19 protein-coding genes are annotated in these 21785 nt (G+C 41.0%); 3 read left to right on the plus strand and 16 right to left on the minus strand.

From position 1 onward, the window contains the following. Positions 1–5: 5 nt before the first annotated feature. The 15 genes from IYN84_RS09055 to IYN84_RS09125 form a co-directional block, all read right to left on the minus strand. The gene (locus IYN84_RS09055) at positions 6–1208 is read right to left on the minus strand and encodes a glycosyltransferase family 4 protein (RefSeq protein WP_196138881.1); all 1203 of its coding nucleotides are present in this window, start codon (positions 1206–1208) and stop codon (positions 6–8) included. Beyond that, the gene (locus tag IYN84_RS09060; protein ID WP_196138882.1) at positions 1198–2313 is read right to left on the minus strand and encodes a glycosyltransferase; all 1116 of its coding nucleotides are present in this window, start codon (positions 2311–2313) and stop codon (positions 1198–1200) included. The genes IYN84_RS09055 and IYN84_RS09060 overlap by 11 nt, the downstream gene beginning before the upstream one ends. A 2-nt stretch (positions 2314–2315) precedes the next feature. Beyond that, the gene (locus tag IYN84_RS09065; RefSeq protein WP_196138883.1) at positions 2316–3416 is read right to left on the minus strand and encodes a hypothetical protein; all 1101 of its coding nucleotides are present in this window, start codon (positions 3414–3416) and stop codon (positions 2316–2318) included. Then, positions 3416–4585, minus strand: a complete 1170-nt coding sequence (locus IYN84_RS09070; protein WP_196138884.1) for a glycosyltransferase family 2 protein — start codon at positions 4583–4585, stop codon at positions 3416–3418. The genes IYN84_RS09065 and IYN84_RS09070 overlap by 1 nt, the downstream gene beginning before the upstream one ends. Beyond that, on the minus strand, positions 4578–6128 hold the full coding sequence (locus IYN84_RS09075) for a phosphotransferase (protein WP_196138885.1): 1551 nt from the start codon (positions 6126–6128) through the stop codon (positions 4578–4580). Before IYN84_RS09075 ends, IYN84_RS09070 begins: the two co-directional genes overlap by 8 nt. Positions 6129–6144: 16 nt before the next feature. Then, the gene (locus tag IYN84_RS09080; protein WP_196138886.1) at positions 6145–7038 is read right to left on the minus strand and encodes a glycosyltransferase; all 894 of its coding nucleotides are present in this window, start codon (positions 7036–7038) and stop codon (positions 6145–6147) included. Further along, complete coding sequence (locus IYN84_RS09085) at positions 7028–8050, minus strand: polysaccharide deacetylase family protein (protein ID WP_196138887.1); 1023 nt, start codon at positions 8048–8050, stop codon at positions 7028–7030. The genes IYN84_RS09080 and IYN84_RS09085 overlap by 11 nt, the downstream gene beginning before the upstream one ends. 40 nt (positions 8051–8090) lie before the next feature. Further along, positions 8091–9575: a lipopolysaccharide biosynthesis protein gene (locus IYN84_RS09090; protein WP_196138888.1), complete on the minus strand. Its 1485-nt coding sequence runs from the start codon at positions 9573–9575 to the stop codon at positions 8091–8093. A gap of 14 nt (positions 9576–9589) precedes the next feature. Further along, positions 9590–10453: an XrtA system polysaccharide deacetylase gene (locus tag IYN84_RS09095; protein WP_196138889.1), complete on the minus strand. Its 864-nt coding sequence runs from the start codon at positions 10451–10453 to the stop codon at positions 9590–9592. Positions 10454–10568: 115 nt separating this feature from the next. Further along, entirely contained in the window at positions 10569–12656 is a 2088-nt protein-coding gene (locus IYN84_RS09100; RefSeq protein ID WP_196138890.1) for a molybdopterin cofactor-binding domain-containing protein, read from the minus strand. A 24-nt stretch (positions 12657–12680) separates the two neighbouring features. Next, on the minus strand, positions 12681–14072 hold the full coding sequence (locus IYN84_RS09105) for a hypothetical protein (RefSeq protein ID WP_196138891.1): 1392 nt from the start codon (positions 14070–14072) through the stop codon (positions 12681–12683). Between the two features lies 1 nt (position 14073). Then, positions 14074–14898 carry a CpsD/CapB family tyrosine-protein kinase gene (locus IYN84_RS09110; RefSeq protein WP_196138892.1) on the minus strand — a complete coding sequence of 275 codons (825 nt, stop codon included), beginning with the start codon at positions 14896–14898 and terminating at the stop codon, positions 14074–14076. Continuing rightward, positions 14895–16427 (minus strand): XrtA system polysaccharide chain length determinant, encoded by a 1533-nt coding sequence (locus tag IYN84_RS09115; protein WP_196138893.1) that lies wholly within the window; start codon positions 16425–16427, stop codon positions 14895–14897. Before IYN84_RS09115 ends, IYN84_RS09110 begins: the two co-directional genes overlap by 4 nt. Positions 16428–16441: 14 nt before the next feature. Beyond that, positions 16442–17059, minus strand: a complete 618-nt coding sequence (locus IYN84_RS09120; RefSeq protein WP_196138894.1) for an XrtA/PEP-CTERM system exopolysaccharide export protein — start codon at positions 17057–17059, stop codon at positions 16442–16444. Positions 17060–17378: 319 nt separating this feature from the next. Beyond that, complete coding sequence (locus IYN84_RS09125) at positions 17379–17639, minus strand: acyl carrier protein (RefSeq protein WP_196138895.1); 261 nt, start codon at positions 17637–17639, stop codon at positions 17379–17381. Between the two features lie 196 nt (positions 17640–17835). On the opposite strand from IYN84_RS09125, the gene serA reads away from it, so the two are divergent. Next, the gene (gene serA, locus IYN84_RS09130; protein ID WP_196139188.1) at positions 17836–19065 is read left to right on the plus strand and encodes a phosphoglycerate dehydrogenase; all 1230 of its coding nucleotides are present in this window, start codon (positions 17836–17838) and stop codon (positions 19063–19065) included. Here the strand turns inward: serA and IYN84_RS09135 are convergent. Continuing rightward, positions 19062–19214 carry a hypothetical protein gene (locus IYN84_RS09135; protein WP_196138896.1) on the minus strand — a complete coding sequence of 51 codons (153 nt, stop codon included), beginning with the start codon at positions 19212–19214 and terminating at the stop codon, positions 19062–19064. The two genes, serA and IYN84_RS09135, sit on opposite strands and share 4 nt — an antisense overlap. Before the next feature lie 157 nt (positions 19215–19371). Between IYN84_RS09135 and glnL the strand changes: the two genes are divergently transcribed. After that, positions 19372–20385 carry a nitrogen regulation protein NR(II) gene (glnL, locus tag IYN84_RS09140; protein WP_256435597.1) on the plus strand — a complete coding sequence of 338 codons (1014 nt, stop codon included), beginning with the start codon at positions 19372–19374 and terminating at the stop codon, positions 20383–20385. Further along, positions 20378–21778: a nitrogen regulation protein NR(I) gene (ntrC, locus tag IYN84_RS09145; protein WP_196138898.1), complete on the plus strand. Its 1401-nt coding sequence runs from the start codon at positions 20378–20380 to the stop codon at positions 21776–21778. The genes glnL and ntrC overlap by 8 nt, the downstream gene beginning before the upstream one ends. Positions 21779–21785 lie beyond the last annotated feature (7 nt).

Here is a 21785-nt window from a genome sequence, read left to right on the forward strand (position 1 = left end):
TGATGTCAATGATTGATAAAGGGGTTGACTATATCTTTAGCATTACTCTCCCAAGTATGCTCCTGCATTAGTTTACTGTAGGCACTCTCAGCGATAGCTTTACGTTTTTCGCTATCATCTAACAAAAGACTAATACAGTCCTTCATCCCGTTCATGTCCAATACATCGAAAATCAATCCGGTTTCGTCATGTGTCAGCACGTCAGTAATCGGCATCAACCTGGGGGCAACCACAGGGATTTTTAGCCCCATAAACTCGAACATAACAACAGGAGAGCCGAATTCGTTTGAATGGGTTATAACAGCGATATCAAGTAACGATATATATTTCTGGACTTCAGCTCTGGGTACAGCACCTGTCAAAATAATTTTATCTTCCAATCCAAGCGTTTTAGCTCGCTCTCTTACATCTTCTAGAACGGCACCGTCACCTATCAGCAATACAACTAAATCAGAATAACGCTTTTCTAAATCAGCAAAGGCTTCCACTAGCAGGTCGAGCCTATCCCAATCATCAAACCAGCCAGCAAATCCAATAACAGTTTTATTGTTGAGCCCATATTTTTCAACCAGTTCGCCAGGCTCTTTACTGCCTTTAAATTTTTCTGGCTCTATTGCATTGGGAGTGACTAAAACATTCTCTGCGGTAACCCCCTGCTTCACAATCATATTTTTCAGGTAAGAAGAAACCGTGTGTATCGAGTGACAGCGTTTAAACAGGAAACGTTCAAATTTATCACAAAGTCGCTTAAACGTTTGTTTACGGGCACGGTCTTTGATACCGCTGACTTCATTGGCTTCAAGAATTAACGGAATACCGTATTTTTTGGCTTTAATTGCACCGGCCACCATGAAAAACGCATAGCGCTCATAAATGAGATCATAGTTACCGGACTTGAGTTCTTTTTCCAGCGCCTTCATTGCGACAAGATTGTATCCTATCTCCGCAAACTCAAACAAAAAGTTAGGCAAATTTTTACTAACAAATTTCCAAAGGGATTTTACGCCTGATGTTTTAACTTCTGACTTATCTACCGGCGCATTGCCTGCCTCAGCCATAGGATCAACGCCAGCAGGCGACACAATAGTCACTGAATGCCCCATCGCTTCAAGCGCTTTAACAATGCTGGTAATGTGTACTCCCTCAGCACCTCGTCCTTGAGTTCTGTGATGATACAAAATATTCAGTTTATTCTTATTATCCGACATTTTCTAATTGCTTTCCTTCGTAAAGCTTTTGGTATTGCTTAACCACATTTAACTGATAGAAATGAGATCTGAAATAGTCAAAACCTCTTCTACCCATCTCTTCTCTCAAACGATTGTCAGCGACCAGAGACTCCAATGCCAAAGAATACAGTTCAACATCAGGCTCGACTACTAGTCCGGTCATACCGTTGTCAACAGTCTCAGGTATACCACCAACCTTTGTCGCGATTACCGGCAACCCAAGACTCATAGCTTCCAGAATAGCTATAGAAATTCCTTCGTAATCAGAAGATACAGCAAAAATATCCATACTATTCAGAATTTCACCTACTTTATCACTAAAACCATAAAAAGTGACTTTTTTCGAGATGCCGAGAGACTCGGTCAAAGACTCCAGAGCTTCTCGCTCAGGCCCTTCCCCGACTAACGTCAAATGAGCTTTTTCCAGAGAAGGAATTTTCGAAAATGCGGTGATGAGCAAAGGGTAGTTTTTAATCGAGGCTAACCTGCCAACAGCAACAACGTTAACTAAACCGTTAGGATGTTCCGTTGGGCTCGATTCCAGACCATGAATGCCGTTATGAATTCGTACAACTTTTTTCGGTTCCAAACGAATATCGGAAAAAATATATTCCTTAATCGAGTCAGAAACAGTCACATGCCAGTCAACTTGACGTGAGAGTTGTCTTTCCAGAAAGTGTCTAACCGATTTCTTAAAGCTGGATAAAAGAGACCTTGAGTAATCTATATATGGGCCATGAACAGTATGAATCACTGAGTCAATTTTAGCTCCTTGTTTTCTGGCTAACTTTATCGCTCTGGTCGCTTCCAGATAAACACTCCAGTTATGGATATGTACTATATTAATGCCCTGTTCAATAATAAGCTTTGCTAATTTGCCGACAATCTCTGGATCGTTACCTTCTTTGCCCTCAAGACAGATCAAAGATATATCTTTTTTCGCTTCTTTTACCAGCTCTCCTGCTCTCTTGGTCATACAGATAAACTGATGGTAATCAGAAGACATATCGTTAGCAAGCTGGAGCAGAACTTTTTCAGCACCACCGAACTCCAATGACTCTATGACATGCAATACTGATTTCATTATTATTTTTCTACCAATGATTTTACTTTTTCATACATTTCCCAGGCACTTACATAGTGAAGTGTATATTCGGGTTTATTTTTGAAACTTTTATCAAGGGCCGACCACAAATCAAAAAATCCATTTCGTTCAAAAAACATCTGGCTATTTTTAGGTTGTAATCCATGCGTATGGAGCTTGATAAAAACATGTTCTTCAGCTCCCTCAACGCATATGTTAGCAGCCTCCCAAAGCTTTACACGACTCAAACCAGGCGGAGCATCGCCTGAAAGTTCGCTGCTTTCAATCTTCGGGATAACTCCAAATTTTCGATTTTTCCAATTCAGCATCAATGGCCCCTGGATCATCAGTAATTTATCCTGATACCATTTTCCTACTTTTGCTCTCTCTCCGGTATCATGTGATTTACAGTGTCCCTTTTCCTCGGCCCAATAAATTTGATTGATCGTTTTAGTTTGAGTATCACTCGGCGCAGAAGGCATAGTCATATCATAAACACATCCAGTCTTCTGCAATACTTCAATTTCATTATTTACACCACACCAACGACCATCAGGGCGTGAATTGTCAAGAGCCCAGTTACCGTGAATGAAACCGTATATAAGCTCACCCTTTTCGTTTCTTCGCAATAGATTGTGCTTTTCGTTAAGTAACTGCTTAAAGCCGTTGAGTGTTTTCTCTAAGTTTTCGGCGGTGTCGTTGTCGTGGTGGAGGTGGATGTCAACATCACCAAAACCATCTTCACAAATCTTTTGAATCTGCTGTAAAACATACTCGTCGTACTCTTCTTCAGGATAAAAGTACGAATGCTGTGGAGGGCGTCCGTTAGAATCACTGAATTGACTGGCTACTTTTCGATATTGTTCGACCCAGTTATCTACTAGTCCGCGAGCAACTTCCTGAGTCACATTATTAAAGTAGGGTTCATAGTGATCTGCGAGACACACATAGATGTGTTTGTGCCTTGCATTTGACTGCCTCAACTTTCTAGTTCGAATATAGGAAGCAATCCATATATCCATATGGCGAGACTTCAAAATCCCCCAAAGACCAAATAGTCCTATTAATCCACCGACTAAAATCAGCATCAACCAAAACATCATCAACGCTCCGCTTTTTTCCACTGTACTTTGGAAGAGTCATTTAAATAGCGCAAGAATCCAATAAATAGTGCATAGTTCATAATGGTAAAGTACATCGGAATATAAATGTAGGACGGCAGTTTTTCTTTGCCCCGGTTCTTCCAGCCATAAAGTGACAGACTATAAAATGCTACTTGTCCTAGCAATAACAGAAAAATAAACTTATTCTGCCAAAGCATAAGACTGGTAATAAAAATCAATATAAGAAAATGTGGTGCTAACCATCTGAGCACTTTGTGAGAGATAAAGTTAAAAGCAAAAAGCGTTTTAGGTGGAAACAAAAAATCCTTTTCATGTGCAATCGTCTGATAGCCACCAAATGTCATTCGAACCTTAACATTAATATCATCCTTAATATCAATAGAGGCTTGTTCATAAGACTTTGCATTCTCTTCATAAAGAACACGATAACCAGCTTTTACCAGGTCAAAAGTAATAGCAGCATCATCATTAACTTTGTGGCTATCTATCGGATTAAAACATTTTGTTCTAACTGCAAGAATTTCGCCTTCTGCAGCAGTGATTGAACCTAATTTACTTTCTGCCTTTTTAATTTGCGACTCATACTTCCAATAGAGACCATCACCTTCTGCAGACTCACGCTCATTATTTTCATAGATATGTTTTGCTCCTGTTACAGCACCTATTTCTTCATCTTCAAAATGTCGAATCAACTGCTTAACGGAGTCTTTACTAAAGTCATTATTTGCATCAGAAAAAACCAGCACTTCCCCTTGAGCCTGCTCTACCGCACGATTAAGAGCTGCAGACTTTCCTCCCCGTTTTGGATCGTGCATCCCAATGACACCGTTACCAAAATTTTCGACAATTTCAGAAGTCGAATCAGATGAGCCGTCAGAAACAACAATAACCTCAAATAATTCGGATGGATAGTCAATTTCCAGAGTATTTTTCAACTTTTGCTCAATAACTTTTTCTTCATTATATGCTGCAATAATAAAAGATACTTTAGGAAAATAATCTAACTCTTCCGCGGACTTAATTCTTCCTTCATGAGGGTCTTGTTTTTGATCACTTATTAGCTTTATTAAAAGCGGATAGACGAAATAGTTGTATAAAAACAAACATGAAGAAGAAATAAAAACGAGATATAAAGCCAACTTAATCATTATTCACCTGACATGTTAATGCGGTTAATTTTTGCTCTACGAGAGATAATAAATGTTTAAACTCATTTCTTTCAAACTCAGAACTATTATCAATCTGAAAACGAACTGCGAAATGATGTACAAAAAATATAATTAGTATCCAGCTAAGCTGTGCTCGATTCAAACCAAATGCTTGTAGATAGTCGTCGAGCATTATTTTCTCCTGTTGACTAAAGTCCTCATTGACAAATAATGAGTAGATTTCGACAAACCGGGCCTGCCCTCCCATTTGTCTGTTGTACAGAAGTAGATAAATTAAATCCAGTAAAGGGAAACCAGTTAGGTCGCTAAGCTCAAAATCGATTATGCCAACAACTTCAAGCTCTGTATTTATAATGAAGTTTTCCAACTTCATATCACCATGCATATAAACACTGGGCATACCTTTAACAAATCGCTCAATATTAAGATCGCGTTTAAGTTGACTAATTTGCTGATCGAACCCAGGATTACGTCGACTAAGCTCATTGAAGAGGTAATCAAGCTTGTCTACAAAAACTTGTTGCTTACACTCTCGTAATCCGGCTCGATTAAATAACTTTAAATTGTCAAAACAATGACTGGTTACTGTTTCAAGGCCAGGCATTTTAATGTCGACGGTCATACCAATACTTTGCTTCATAAAATAGCAGTTAAATCCACAAACAATATACTTTTCAATATGCCCCGGGATTAACCGACTAAGGGAAGACTCTTTAACTAAAGTTTTTACAGCACTAAACTCATTGTCTCTTTGTTGAACAGCTGCCTCACTCAATGCGACAACGAGAACATGCGCGTTATCTTTTTCTAGACGGTCTTTGTATGTAAATACAATCTTTCCATTTTTATAAAGTGCACCCGAACAGTAGCAAGTATCATTAAATCCGAGTTGAGTCTTTTCCAGAAGCGTTCTTTTTACTTCATCAAGCAAATCTAAATCATTTTTTGAAGCTAGCGAAATTAGAATTTTTTTATTGTGTAAAAATCTATAGAAAAGAGAGTTCCTTAGAAAGATCTTGAGTCTCTCTTTCAAAAGAAAGATATTTTTGTTTGATGAGTAATCACCTGGAAGAAATGAATCGTGGACAATTCCGTCATAAGCTACAGATGGATAACACTTTACGTATCGCTCTCTGATTGAAAGTAAAGCTTCATCACTTTCTTTTTTGAATAGTGCTCTCAACCAATTTAGTGGCATTCTCTTCAACTTGGATATAGATAAAGAGTTCTCTTTCAGTAGTATTACTTTCGCATCTCCGCTAAGAAGTTTATTAAATGCCTCTGTGTTACTCTCAAAAAGATTCGAATCGCTAACTATGATCACGGAAAATGCTTGTTCAATGATATTATTGTGCGCAGAAGATAAACATTCAATGCAAACAAGATTTTTCGCCAGCTCACCTAAAAAGGATTTAACTTTTTTAGGAAACACTCCTAATAAAAGGACTTCATTTTGAAGTCCTTTTCCCGCCAACAACCACCAGGGTAGAGGAGAATATTTTGAGCTGAAACCAGTTTCCAAGAATATGTCCTGATATCTATCTAATGTAGGATTTTATGAATAGATACGCAATATTGAGATGAAACTTATGCCGAAAAGCTTCAATCAAGCGTTCTCTGGCAGCTTTGTTGCGTCCCATCCAGAGTAATGACTTGGCATATTCATAATTAATATTGCTAAGTGCACTTTCCACATCAAACCCTGCATCTAAACAAGCTTTTTTGTTCGTCTCTACAAACCGTGTGACCACTTTTATGTTATCTTCATAGCTTGTATCATCTGAGCTAAGGCTTCCTTCAGTAACATAAATTTTAACAAGCTTGTTGTGCAGGTAACCAACTTTGAAGTGAAGAGCGACTCGCATAAAGAAATCCAGATCTTCTGCTGTTTTGAGTTCTTCGTCAAAAAGACCAACTTTACCAATCACTTCCTTTTTAACAATAACCGTGGGCAAACCAAAATAAGGATCTTCTAAAACTTCCTTTAATCCAAAGACTGCATCACCTGTATGAGGAATGACCTCGTACTTTCTACCTTCTTTGCCGTTTTCATTAATGATAACACCATTGGTAAATGAGAGTCCGAGCTCTGGATTTTTTTCAAGCAACTCAACTTGCTGTCGTAATTTATCACGCTCCCAGAAATCATCAGAATCAATAAAGGCCAGGTAATCACCCTTAGCCATTTTTATTCCAACGTTTCTCGCTTTTGAAGCACCATCACATTTTTCAAAGTGATAAGAAACTTTTCCTTGCCATTGTTTGACAATTTCCGCAGTATTGTCAGTTGAGCCATCATCAATGATAATAACTTCAATATTTTGATACGTTTGATTTAATACAGACTCAACGGCTCTCTCGATACAAAAAGCACGATTTTGTGTCGGTAATACTACACTAACTAATTTTGCTTGTTCCATTTTAGTGCTCACTAAATATCCTTGGTAGGCACAACAACGCCTTGAATTGACTAAAGTCGACATAATACTCGACATGCAAGCGACGTAGTGCGAACCTGTCTACAATAGGTAGTTTGTTCACGCCACTCAGGTAGGAAAACCCTACTTTATAGCCTGCCTTCTCAGTTTCAGCCAAGACTTCCTTATTATATGCATCCTCATTCCCATCTGGATATGAGATGCTCGATGCTTCAGTCGTTAATTTATCTTCAATATCTTTTTTAGATTGACCGAGTTCAAATCTCAACGCTTGCGAGTTTAATCTCGCCAAAATAGGATGAGATACAGTATGCGATCCAAATGAAATAACATCTTCATTCATTTCAACTACCTGTTCCCAGGTCATCATTTGGCTCTTTAATCTGTCAGATATCTTACTTTCATATTTTTCACTTAGTTGAAGCATTACTGCTTCTCTCTCTGGATTAGATAATCGCTTCATTTCTCTCAGCAATAGCGCAGCAACCTTTCTTCGTGACATTTCGTCTACAGGAATTTCATATTCCCTGGAAAACTTTTTTATTTGCCATCGCTCACCGCATGCAGCGTTGATTATTCTAACAAATTTATCAAACCAGATAATGTCTTTTGTACCTAAATATCCGGTACTAATGAATATGGTTGCCGGGACCTGATGCTTCTTTAGTATTGGAAACGCATTATAATAATTATCATCAAACCCATCATCAAAAGTAATAAGCAGCGGTCTTTCTGGAAGACTTTCTCCTTGTTCGAGAGATGCAACCAGTTGCTCCATGCTTATCGGATTAAAATGACGTTTTACATATTTAACTTGCTTCTCAAACTCATCAGTGCTCGCACTGACAAGCTCATAGTCAAATAGGTAATCTTTTTGTCTGTCATCGACAACTCGATGGTATGCCAAAACTGTCAAACAATCTTTTCCAGCAGAAGATACAAGAGGAAAAAGCTTTCCAGGAAGACAAAAGCTAAGCACCTTTGCAAGCAACGCTTTTTTCCTCATAAATTATCTCCTAATAAAATAAATATACTTCAACCCAAATTCAGGCTTTAACTGTTCTTCTTAAAATTTTGTTATTGAGTAAGTTGGCGACATATTGTTTTTCTTCGCGGCTAAAAAACCAGCGAGTCTTAAACATGATTATAAGAAATATCACTGCTAGCAATGCTTTAAAAGGAATCGATAAGTATAACTCCTCCGCCTGATAAGCTAATGATCCCAGATATACTGCTACCGCCCAGAGTAAACATCCAAGCAAACGCTTGAAATCATATTTAACCTTGAAGAACTGCTGAGATTTTCTGTGCATCAAAGTAAGTTGAATCATGTCGGTTAAGATGAGCGTCGCACAAGCGCCATAAATTCCAATAACCGGAATAAGCATTAAGTTGCCCGCAAGGCTCACACACGCAGATACGACACCAAAGTAAAAAAAGTATTTTGTTTTCTTTGCATAAAGAATTCCGGTTTGAACTGGATAGTTCATAATCTTGATAAGCGAAGAAAACATGATGATAGGAACAATGCTGGCAGCAGGCCAGTAGGCCGCATCAGACATAATGATAAGCAGGTCTTTTATGAACAGGCTTACACAAAGGGCGAAGAATGCGGTTCCATACATGAGGTACTTAACAATATTTGCTTGAATTTCAGGGGCATTTTCATTTTTCATTATTGAAAACCGAAATGAACCATAAGAACGACTAAAAGGTTCTCCGATTAGCTGCTCAACAATTTGACTAAATTTCATCGCTAACATATAGATTCCAACAGTGCCAAGCGCATCAAGATAATTCAATCCAAACTTATCGGCGTTAGTGGAGATTAGCGATGTAAAAGTACCCAGCAAAAATGGAAAACTGTATTGAAGGATAACCTTAAGCTTATTCAGGTGAAACGCAAAACCGCAACGTCTTAGAGTAAAAATAGACAATATAAGCCAGCCTAGAAACACTGCCATAAAGTTTCCAAACAGAATTCCGACAACTCCCTGATTAGCAAAAATTACAAGATAAACGTTTAAGCTAACTTGAATAAAAAGTTTAGCGATTGCGATGTAGACAAAAAATAGTGAGCGCTCAATAGCCCTGACATATGCCAGACAAATCTGAGAAGATAGCTCAAATACAATTGTACCCAGAATAATTAGAATTCCGGTAGACAATGCAGTTGAAGAGAATACCAGCTGCGCTAGCTCGTTGTGCCAAATTGAAACCAGCAGAACGCCGAGTACCGAGATAGCAAAAGAAGCGATATAATTAGTTGAAACAACTGCGTTTCTTTCCTTTTCGTCATCATATTCAAAATAAAAACGAAGCGTCGCATGCGCAATGCCAATCGACAAAAAACCAAAGATTACCGCGCTCACTCCATAAAAAAGCTCTAACGCACCATACTCTTCAACAGACAGGTAATTGGTATATACCGGTAATAATAGAAACGCTCCTACTCGATTAACGACATTTCCAATAGCGTATATATACGAGTGCTTGAAAAAGCGGCCTATTTCTTTGTTTTTTTCAGCCAAAATGCTGAACTCCTCTATTTGGCTTCCAATAGTCCGAGATTAACAAGTACCTGCTCCATTGTGGTAAAACGGAAGTCGCTCATTAATCTCTCTAATCTTTGCTCGCATTTTTCCAGATTGTTGTAATGTCTGAACTTGGAAAATTTACTGAGACCAGCAACTTTTGGTTGCTCCGGATCGACCTCCCAAGGATGAATATAAAAAACAAACGGTTTATTTTTTTTGTTAATACGGTTAAGTCCCCAGCGGGTAAACGCGTATGGAAATAGTCGGAAATAACCTCCACCGGCAATAGGCAAGGTAAAACCTTTTTCTTTTACTGTTGATATAGGAAACTCAACGATAGTTTCACCGCAGGGAGCAGTCAGTATATGTGGGTCAGGATTGATATCAGGAATACCATAATTGTCATGACGCATGGGAAAGATACTGGAGTCATACTGATAACCAGCTTCAATTAAAACATCCAAAGCCCACAAGGATTTTTCTGTGATTGAATAAGTTGCCGCTCTATATCCCTTAATCGGCTTTTGAATAATATCTTCAAGCAACTTTTTAGAATCCAAAGTTTCTTGTCGAAAGGTTTCAATATCTTGACGATAAATAAGCTGGTGGGTCATTCCATGAGAAGCTATTTCATGTCCTTGGGCAGCAATTGCGCGAACTATTTCGGGGTATCGTTTCGCGACCCAGCCCAAAATAAAAAAAGTTCCTATCTGGCCTTTCTTTTCCATTAGCTCCAGGATTTGACCAGTGTTCTTCTCTACCCGGCATTCATAGTCATCCCACTTCTCTCTGTCAACAGCCCGGCTCATAGCCTCAACCTGAAAATAGTCTTCGACGTCGACGGTAAAAGTGTTTACCTGATGATTTTCCATGTTTAACTTCCTTGACTCATTCTTGGGAGCAACTTTATCCCAAAGATATCTCAGGGCGCGTATTTTACGCCCTATGAGAGTCGAATTCTACGGTAATTATTCCACCACTGATAAATTAAAACGGAGATGATTCAAAGGGCAGCCTCGTGAACCGTTTTCCAGTGGCCTGAAATATTGCATTAGCTAATGCGGGCGCGATTGGCGGAACCCCAACTTCACCAATTCCTCCTGGCTTTTCTTCGCTATCTACAATATGCACGTCTATGATTGGTGCATCATGCATAGTGGGAATCGGGTAGTCATGGAAATTGGATTGCTGCACAATACCATTCCTAACATTGATTTCCGCTCCCAGACAAGCACTTAGACCAAATATAACGCCGCCTTCTATTTGCTCTCTGATTGCAAGAGGATTAACCGCAATCCCACAATCAACAACGCAGGTAACTCGAACCAACTTTATTGTTTCATTTTTCTTTTGTAGTTCAGCCACTTGTGCACAATAGCTACCAAACCCTTGATGAAGTGCCACTCCCAGGTAGGACTGCTCGCCTGCTACCTTTTTTGCTTCGCTAACCGCTCGATTCAGTACACCGTAGGCTCGCGAGTCTTGCGGTAGATTCGCCAATCGATAAGCAATCGGATCCTGCCCGACAGCATTAGCTATTTGGTCCACTACTGACTCCATGATAAAGGCATTGTGAGAATTGCCGATACCACGCCAGGAGCCAACCGGCACACCAGTCTTTTCCAGGTGATACTCAACTGACAGAAATTTATGCTTATATGGGAAGTTGCTAGCTCCGCCAGCAGAGCGGCCTTTTGAAGGTCCAACTACTCTATGCTGCCAATTAACTACTTCACCACTTTCACTATAATCACATATCAATCGATGAGCTGTGAATGGACGATAGAAGTCATGCTGAATATCTTCTTCTCTCGACCAGATAAGTTTAACCGCGCCTTCAATCGAAGCAGCGATAATCACTGCTTGTTCAACAAAATCACTCTGCAAGCGGCGTCCAAATGCCCCTCCAACCATCATTGGGTGAACGCGAATAGAGTCTTCTGCGCCTAAAAAGCTCGCGATCTTGTTAAACCATTTTGAAATTCCTGTTTCCAGAATCGCCTTGGCTGCAGCATGAACACCCGCGGGATTTTGCGTGGACACCCATATATCGCATCCTTCATCATTTAGATCCACAGTGCAGTTCATCGGCTCCATCGCAACATGGGCCTGCGAAGCTATTTCAAAGTCGCTGATAATCTGTTGGCCGGCAGCGGCTTTTTCTCCCTGAGAAAAAAAGCTTTTTCCGGGGTTGTCCAATAGCTCACGGTACTTCTGCCGAATTGAACCGTCGCTTTCCCCCTGATATTTGGATTCACTCCACTCAACTGAAGCTCGATCAATTGCTCTTTGCGCAGACCAATAGTTGTCTGCAACCACCGCAACGGCCTTCTTCAGTTTCACAACCTTGAGCTTTTCATCGTTTACATTGAGCTGGATCGACTTCAACTTGGCACCAAAGGGTGCCTGTTTTATGGCAGCATACTTGAGTCCGTCGATCTGCTTATCAATGCCATATTCAACGCCTCCACGAACCTTGTCCGCAAGGTCCAGGCTGGCCTGTTCTTTCCCCAGCACAGAAAATTCACGGTTTGATTTGAGCTCGATTTTTTCGGGAATATCTAACGTTGCAGCGATGGAAACTAATGAACCATAGCTAACCTTGTTTTGAGCATCTTTCTCCACCACGTAACCGTCTTGAGTGTCACATTGAGACACTTTCAGAGAAAGTCCTGCCGCCCCAGCTTGTAACAGCAAATTTCGAGCGATTGCCGCAGACTTTCTAATCGGTTGCCAAAGCTCTCTGATAGATGCGCTGCCTGCAGTAGACATGGAACCGTAGGCTTCGTCAAACTGAGCGAGCTTTACCGTTATTTGAGATAAATTAACATCAAGCTCTTCGGCGACAAGCATAGCAAGTGAGGTTTTAATATTTTGGCCCAACTCGGCTTTAGATAGATTAAATACAACACTGCCGTCACTTTTGATCGCCAACCAGGCACCAACTGACAATTCATTGTCATTTTTGGAAGAGCACCCAGGCAACTGAATACCAATAGCCAGACTGGCACCAGAATAAGCTGAAAGTTTTATAAACTGTCTGCGATCGACAATAACACGGTCGCAATTTTCCATGTTTCCCCTCTTTATTGTAGTTATTTAAAAACGGCCCGAAGGTGAATAGGTAAATCCCAAAACTAAAGATGTAGAATCCGTATCTCGACTTATCTCTATCCCTGCTTTGTCCTGAGATGAACGTCTTTCTATCTCAGCAAGCAAAGCTAAATTAGCATTATATTGATAAGTAAAAGTCAACCTGGAAAGTGACGAACGCGTATCAGTTATGTCACTCAGGGAAGTAGAAAAATCACTATCTGTCAGGCGATAGAGATAAGATAGGTGAGATTCTGTTGGTAAATGAAATAGCCTGGATACCGGATAGGACAGGTTAAGTTCAAAGCCCGATCTTTCCTCTGTGTCCGTTGAGTTGACACTCTTTAAGTCCGACTTGTGCAAACTGAATACTGCATTTAGTGTCTCACTACTGACAGAATAAGCAGCCCGAGTTTCAGTTATTTCCTGAGCAGAAAAAAGGTCATTCGCCTGACTATCAAGGTCATAACTATTATCTGCGAAATTCGCATCGAGTAAGTTATCAAAACCTGTACGACGGGTAAATTCCAGCGCATGTGTGCGATTAATCTGTCTGTTAATAATGACCTCGCTCAAACCAGCATCCGCTTCATAGCCGAGAACATCTTCGATATTAGAGCGACCTAAATCCACCTGGATTCGAGTGGCCCTTCCACGAACAACCCAGCGAATATATGCATCTTGTTGTTCATAGTCTCTAGCGCCCTGTCCTGTGGTGAAATTAAAGTCTGCATCAAAATCTATTTCACTGGCTTCAACAAACAGATAAAACAGGTTGGTTGAATTGAGTTGTCTCTCATAGCTGATCGATGCCTCATTCACAGTTCTCGAACCATCAATTGCCGATTCACTTTGCCCATCACTATCGCTGTCGATTCCGTTATCAATAGCGACATCATCACTATTTGTATCGCTGTAGCTAACATCGAAGTAAACTCTATCCAAAGACCCCCAACGATAAAAGTAACTAGATGCAACAGTAAAAATATTGTTGTCTCTTACATTGTTAACTGACTGAGAGGAAAACCGGTTTCTTGGAGTCTGAGACAGTTCATCCATAATCCGAAGGGAAAAATTTGAAGAGCGAGGCTGATAAACCAGGCTTCCTGAAAAAAGTTTATAGTTCTGGCCTTCCAATCCATCCTGCGAGTAGATTTCTCGAGAAAAACGCCCATCGGCTTGCAGCTGCCATTGCGTCGATGGGTCAGATAGTATTCGAAAAGAAATCCCCGTATTGTATGACTGACCTGACTCCTCAACTTCCGAAGCTGATTCGGCGATATTGTCACTAAATCGAGAGTTGTTAAATATCGAATAAGTATACTCTCCGGCGCTAGCGCCAACACTTAAGAGAGACAAAAAAGCCAAGGTCGCTTTTGCTAGCGCATTTCGTTTCATATTAGAACTCGTTTAAAACTATCCCTGTTAATTTTTCATTTCCAATAGCCATCGCGGCGTAACGAATTTCTTCTTTAGTACATTTTCCATGAGGTACGACTAAAATCACCATGTCACACATTTCGATTAGAATTCGAGTATCCGCAGATTGGGTAATACTTGGTGCATCAATGATAGGAAAGCGCTCTGGATAGCGGGTTGCCATATCTTTCATCATACTTTTCATTTTTTCTGATGTGAAATATTCCGCAGCACTGACTCTCACCTTACCGCTGGGCAGTAAGCGCAGTCTTGGTATTGGCGTTTTCTTGAGCACATCTTCCATGCCGTATTCGTCTGACTCAAGATAATCGATCAAGCCAATATCAGACTCTACATCTAGCAAGCTAGCTAGTTGCGGATTATTAATATTGGCATCTACAAGTAGTGATGTCTTGCCTTCATCCAATGCAAAGGTTGCCGCCAGGTTTGTTGCCACCATGCTGTTACCACCGGATGGAACAACAGAAGTCACCAAAGTTACGAAGTTTTCTTTCTCAGTTGAAGTCAGTAGTTTTGTTCTCAAGTTCCGATATTTATTGAGCAAAACCGAATCTTTCATCGACGGATTGATCAAACCTTTAGCCGCCAACTCTTCTGCGGTAAAAATTTTATCTTGAGCCATCTGAGTTATCTGGTTGCGCGCAGATGCTAAATCTTTCGGCGGACGAGATCTTGACTCAGCAACCTCTTTTTCAGATTGAACAATTTCATCAATGAAATCTTCGGAGTCCTTTCCATCTTTTTTGCCTTTGGATTTTAAATAGGCTGATTCGATAATACTCATGATATTCCCGCCACTCTTAGGTAAATCTGGTATCCATAAAGCGCCCAAATTGAAAATGCAATCAGTCCAATTACCGAAGCTTTCATAAAATTACTTTTCTTTTGAGCTGGAGTACTTGCCGTGTAGACAGAGGCCAGAACAGGTAATCCAAGCCCTTCAGTGATCACTTTTGCGTCACGTACCTTTTGATCAATCATACTTAAACCATAACTGATACCAATAGGTACGAAAATTGACAGTACCAATCCAGCCAGAACAATGTGAGCAAAGCGGATACCTTTTGGCGTCACAGGTAAAGAAGCCGACTCCTGAATCTTTACAGTTAGACCCTGGTTTTCGATGTCAATATTCATTGATATACGAGCATTCTCCCTTTGCTCTAACAATTGCTGATACATTTGCTGATTAACCTGATTGTCCCGAGTTAGCTCAGCCATTTCTGCCTCAACCGCATTAATTCGATCTTTCGTCGCTCTTTCTCTTTCCATCAGGTTTTCAATTTGTTGTTTACGAGAGTCGAGCGAAGACAAGGTTGTTTGCGAGCGTAAAATCTGACGGCGTAGCTCTTGGGCAATGGGACCATCTCGCAGTTCAGTATTGCCAGAATTGCTACCAGAGTTTCTTGTCTCAATTTCTTGTTTAATTTGATCTTCAAGTGTCTGAATTTGACCTTTCAACTGTACTATGTCGGGATAATCTTCCATATAGGTAAGACGAAGATCCGCTAACCGTTCTTCAAGTTGTTGAATTCGCGCACTTAACTGACTTTCTCGAGCGATGCTTCCTGAGTTTTGAGTACCGCTTTCGCCTGCTAGTTGCCTTCTTCTGGCTTCAAGCTTTGAGCGTTCTTCATAGATTTCCATTTCAACGCCTTCTAGCTGACGCTTGAGTTGTAACAGGCGTTCATCAGCAGCAGCTTCCGCGCCAGGAGTCGCATCAATATTGCGAGATCTAAAATCCTTAATCGCTTGTTCTGCGTTTTGGAGCTTTTTATGGTATTCCTCTACCTGACTATTGATAAACTCAAATGCTGCACGACTCTCTTCTCGCTTAGTTCGGAGAGTTTCATCGACGATGATTTCAGACATGAGCTTGGTGGTTTCATAAGCTCTTCTAGGCAGTTCGTCTTTGAAAGAGATTCGAAGTAAATTATCTCCAGAGTTTCTAAATTCAGTCCTTTTTTTAATCGACTCAATCTTCTGATCTCTTTCAATTGCCGAGGGCTCAGAGTCAAACCAATCTGCAGCCTGGAGAATCTGGCTCATCGATTTACGGCTAAATACTATTTCACGCGCAATTTTTGCTCTGTCCTGAGCGCTAGTAGTGACAGCAGTCCCTTCCATTAAGGGACGCAAAATATTTTGTCTATCGACAAATATAGTACTGGATGAGGTATAAACCTTGGGCCAGATTAGCGCCAATACGAGAAATAAAATTGCTGTAATTACAAACAATATTGTTGAAAGTACTTTTCTTTCCCAAGTTTCCCTCATCAGGTTCTTGAGAAGATCGGTTATCGACATATCCATATACAACTACTACCTTAGAATGTGCGTTCAGGGACCGAAATGATATCTCCTGGTTCAATCGCAATATTGGTTCGCATATCACCATCATTGAGTATATCGAACATATCGATATCAATTGACTCTATCTTACCATTAATTTTTCGGAACAACTTAGTGCTGTTACCAGCAGCAAATTCATTCAGCCCTCCGGCTTCCAAAACGACGTCCAAAATGGTCATTCCCTGGCGAAAATTGAGAGAACGAGGCGCTCTCACAGCACCTGTAACTCTGACTCGAGATAGAAACTCGTGGCTTCTTAGCTCGACCAATATCACCGCCACCTGAGGATCCCTAATAAATTTGGTTAACTTTTGTGTGATATCTTCAGAAACTTCTGTCGGCGTTTTGCCACCCGCAAGAACCTCTCCGACCAATGGCACCGATATTTTTCCGTCAGGACGGACAGGTACCGTGATAGACAAATCCGGATGACGCCAAACATTCACCTGAACTTGATCATCAACGCCGATATGATACTGGTCTACTAGCAGACGTGAATTTTCGCTAACTTCAGGTCCATAGCTGACGGATTCAGGAAGATTACTACAGCCAGTAATCATCAGTGCTAAACAAATTCCGATAATTCTTATCATTTTCATTCCTTATTAAGTTCCATCTCCGAGTAATGATATCATTTTTAGCGATTTGGACAAATAATTGAGCAATTTTCGGTCAATCATCTCCCAAATAAATAAAATGCTATCGCAACAAGACTAAATACAGGTAAAACTAGTCAATCAAACAGGGAATTGCCAAGATAGTAGCAGAAGCCACTACACCAGATGAGACTCATTCCTTGAGCTTGAATGTCCACACAGCAATAATCAATTTGCTGCTTACCACTATTTATCCTTAATCAGGTTTTACAAACCTATATCACTTCTATCCAAAGCAAGCGACCAAGCCTGTAGTTTAGGCAGCTTGTTTCTCTTTAACAAAATCAACTAAACTCGCCACAGACTCAAATACCTCTGCTGAAAGTTCGTCATCTTCAGCCATAAAGCCAAAAGTTTCTTCCAGAGCAGTAATCACAGAGACAATAGCCATAGAGTCAAACTCCGGAATATCTCCTAATAATAGAGTTTCATCTGCCATTTGCTCAACCTCCAAGTCTAATGACAGGATATCAATCAATAGCTGTTTTACTGTGGAAGATACGTCCAAATTGCTCATAGTTTGTACTTTTACCTAATTTGGGCGGGATTCTATCAGTAACTGCCACCCAATGCACTCCACATTTGCATCATTTATAGCAGGCATAACCAATAATTTGGACGAAATAACAGATCGATTGTTCTCACCTATAGTATTGCTACACATTTTTTCTTATCCTAAGCCTACTAACCATAATAGGAATAAAACAGTGACCATCCAGGCAACTTCTTTTGACAAAGCAAAGATAAAAATAGTCTTGCTTGAAGGTATTCATGCAAGTGCAGTTAAAGTTTTCGAAAACTCAGGCTATAGCAATATTGTTACGGCGCCAAAGTCGCTCCCTTTTGACGAGTTAAAATCCACTCTGGCTGATGCCCATTTTCTCGGGATTCGCTCGCGAACTCAGGTAACAGAAGCACTTTTGGCACATACCCCGAAATTAGCTGCTATTGGCTGCTTTTGTATCGGTACAAACCAGGTTGATCTAGAAGCCACAGAAGTAAGAGGCATTCCTGTATTCAACGCCCCTTTTGCCAATACTCGCAGTGTTGCCGAACTGGTGCTCGGAGAAATGATTTTACTCCTTCGCGGCGTTCCCCTGAAAAATGCTGCCGCACACAGGGGCGAATGGCTAAAGAGTGCTATTAACTCATTTGAAACCCGAGGAAAAACTCTTGGCATTGTTGGCTATGGGCATATTGGAACACAAATAGGAATTTTGGCAGAAAATCTCGGCATGAGCGTGCAGTTCTATGATATAGAAAGCAAGCTGGCGCTCGGAAATGCAGTAGCAGCAGATAGCTATCATCAACTTTTAGAAACTTCCGATGTTGTCACTTTCCATGTTCCGGAAACAGAACAAACCAAACTTATGATGAATGCGGAAGCCTTTTCACACTTAAAAAAAGGTGCCATTTTAATCAATGCCTCTCGTGGCACAGTGGTGGAAATTGAGTCATTGTGTAAAGCACTTGAATCCGGCGATGTCACCGGAGCGGCAATTGATGTTTTCCCTAAAGAGCCTAAGTCTAATCAGGATGAATTCGAGTCGCCATTACGCGCTTTCGACAATGTTATTCTTACTCCGCATGTTGGAGGCAGTACCATGGAAGCTCAAGCCAATATAGGTATCGAGGTTAGCGAGAAGCTAGTCAAATATAGTGACAACGGTTCAACCTTATCATCCGTGAATATCCCTGAAGTTGCTCTACCTTCTCATGCTGGTAAACATAGAATCTGCCACTTCCATCATAATGAGCCAGGAATTCTCGCTAAAATCAATGATGTATTCTATTCCGAGAATGCCAATATCGCGGCCCAATACTTGCAAACAACTAAAAATGTAGGTTATGTAGTTACCGATATTGATCAGTCTTCCAGTAACAATGCATTTGAAAAGCTCAAGCAGATTCCGGGTACAATTCGAAGTCGAATTCTCTACTAAAGTCTGCCAGTTGCTCCGGTTACTAATGCCGGAGCAGCTTTTCCCTGAATACTGATCACTTCGAACGCCTCACCCAGGTATTGCCAGCAATAGATTTGAATAAGAAAGCTTTTGATTAGTGAAGTCATAAATCGCAAGTCGAGCCCCATATTAGATTAACCCTGGTAAGGCTGCATCAATTGCTATTGCGAATGGATAATAACGCACTATAATGGTGCAATGAAATGTATAAAATAGAATATCTCACCATTTTGGTTAGTACGTTTACGATATAGAGAGTTAATTCCGTTGATTTCAATCGAAGTTTTGAGCACTGCTGTCGTTCTGTTAAACGAACAATGTCAGGTAAAACAGATGAACCAGTCAGCTGAAAGGTTGCTGGGTGTTTCTGCTCGCCATATTCTCGAGCAAAACTTTTTTGAATTGATTCGGTTTGAGTTTGATTACTCCTCTTTAAGCCAACTGGTAGATCAAAACCAGTCATGCTTTATAGAAGATACACCATTGCGGACAGCCACCGGCATTACCAGAGTCAACATGATGGCAAGTGGCCGCGAAGTCGATCGGGAGTCATTCCTGCTTCTGGAAATCCAATCCAGTGAACATCACTCTCATATTAGGAAAGATATGGAACTTCAGCACCAAAGTGAGGTTTCGAATCACCTTATAAGAAATCTAGCTCACGAGATAAAAAACCCTTTAGGCGGTATCAAAGGCGCGGCTCAATTGCTAGAGCGCAAACTGCCGGATGAAGTAAGCCGTCGGTACACCCAGATAATTATCCAGGAGTCAGATCGCCTCGGTTCCCTGGTCGACAAACTACTCTTGCCAGCGGCTCCAGAACCGCCGCAATTAATCAATATCCACCGAATCACTGAACAGGTCGTCGATATAATTACACTACAAAGTGAAGAACAGAGTACGTTTGTACGTGACTATGATCCTAGTTTACCCGAGATCAGAGTATCTCCAGGCCAGATCCAGCAAGCGCTGCTTAATCTGGTAAAAAATGCAGTGGAGGCTGTGAGCCACAATGGGAAAATAACACTACGAACGCGAATCTTAATGCAGCATACGATTGGCAAAACTCAGTACAAGCAAGTGATCAGAATCGACGTGCTCGATAACGGCCCGGGAATAGCCCCCGAAATCACAAGAGATATATTCTTCCCGACCATTTCCGGCAAAAACTCTAGCGGACTTGGCCTGAGTATTGCACAGTCGCTTGTACAAAGACATGCAGGAATTATCGAAGTCACCAGCGAACCAGGCAATACCTGTTTCAGTATTTTTTTACCGCTTGAGCATAATCATGAGTAATTCATACAACAACAAAAACATTTTACTAGTCGACGATGATGACAGCATTCGCTGGGTGCTTAATGAATTACTATCCGACCTTGGCCATACTGTAATCCAGGCTAACTCGGCAGAAGACGCTCAGACTCAACTCGAACGTCAATCTTTTGATTTATTGATGAGCGATATTCGAATGCAGGGAAAAAGCGGAATAGAGCTACTCGATTACTGCCAGGAAATCCTACCGGAATTACCGGTGATCATCATGACGGCTCATTCCGATCTTGATAGTGCTGTACAAGCCTACCAACAAGGAGCATTTGAGTATTTGCCAAAACCATTCGATCTTGATGAAGTTGTTGCCACAGTGGACAGAGCACTGCATGCAAAACACACTGAGCAACCACCGGAAAGATTGGAGGAGCACTCTGAACGTTTTTCAATTGTTGGCGAGTCGCCAGCTATGCAAGATCTGTATCGAGCAATTGGCAGACTTTCCAATTCACAGGTCACAGTGCTCATTCATGGTGAATCCGGAACCGGAAAAGAACTGGTGGCTAACGCACTTCACCAGCATAGTCCCAGAAAAGGGGCCCCATTTATTGCGCTAAATATGGCAGCAATCCCCAGAGACCTGATCGAGTCAGAGTTATTTGGTCATGAGCGAGGGGCTTTTACCGGTGCAAATGCACGTTACCTTGGTCGATTTGAACAAGCTGATGGCGGCACCCTTTTCCTTGATGAAATTGGTGATATGCCATTAGAAACACAAACACGATTACTCAGGGTATTGTCCGAAGGTTCCTTTTATCGTATTGGCTCAACTCAGCCTACTCGAGTCAATGTTCGAATAATTGCAGCAACCCATCAGGACCTGGGCGAAAAAGTAAAAAGAGGTGAGTTCAGGGAAGATCTCTATCATCGCCTCAACGTGATTCCATTGAGATTACCTGCGTTAAGACAAAGAAGTAGCGACATACCATTACTGGCAGATTATTTCTTATCCAAGATAGCCAATGAGATTGGCGAGCCTCGCAAGCAGCTATCTGAACAATCGCTTACCATACTACAGGCCTATCACTGGCCAGGAAATGTAAGACAGCTTGAAAATACATGTCGCTGGCTGTCAGTAATGGCTAACTCACAAATAATTCTACCGCAGGATTTACCGCCAGATATCGCCGATCAATCGACTCCCAATCTGCCGACTGTCGAGTGGCAAAATATACTCGCCAATAAGTTGATTAGCGAATACCAAAAAGGCAATCATAATGCATTAATCAAAGCGCAATCAGATATCGAGCAATTGATGATTAAGACGGCTCTGGAAATCACGGTTGGGAAAAAAGCAGAAGCTTCGAAAGTCCTTGGGTGGGGTAGAAATACACTAACAAGAAAGCTCAAGACAGGGTAAACTAGCT

This window comes from Aliikangiella sp. G2MR2-5 (genome assembly GCF_015687155.1).
Lineage (GTDB): Bacteria > Pseudomonadota > Gammaproteobacteria > Enterobacterales > Kangiellaceae > Aliikangiella.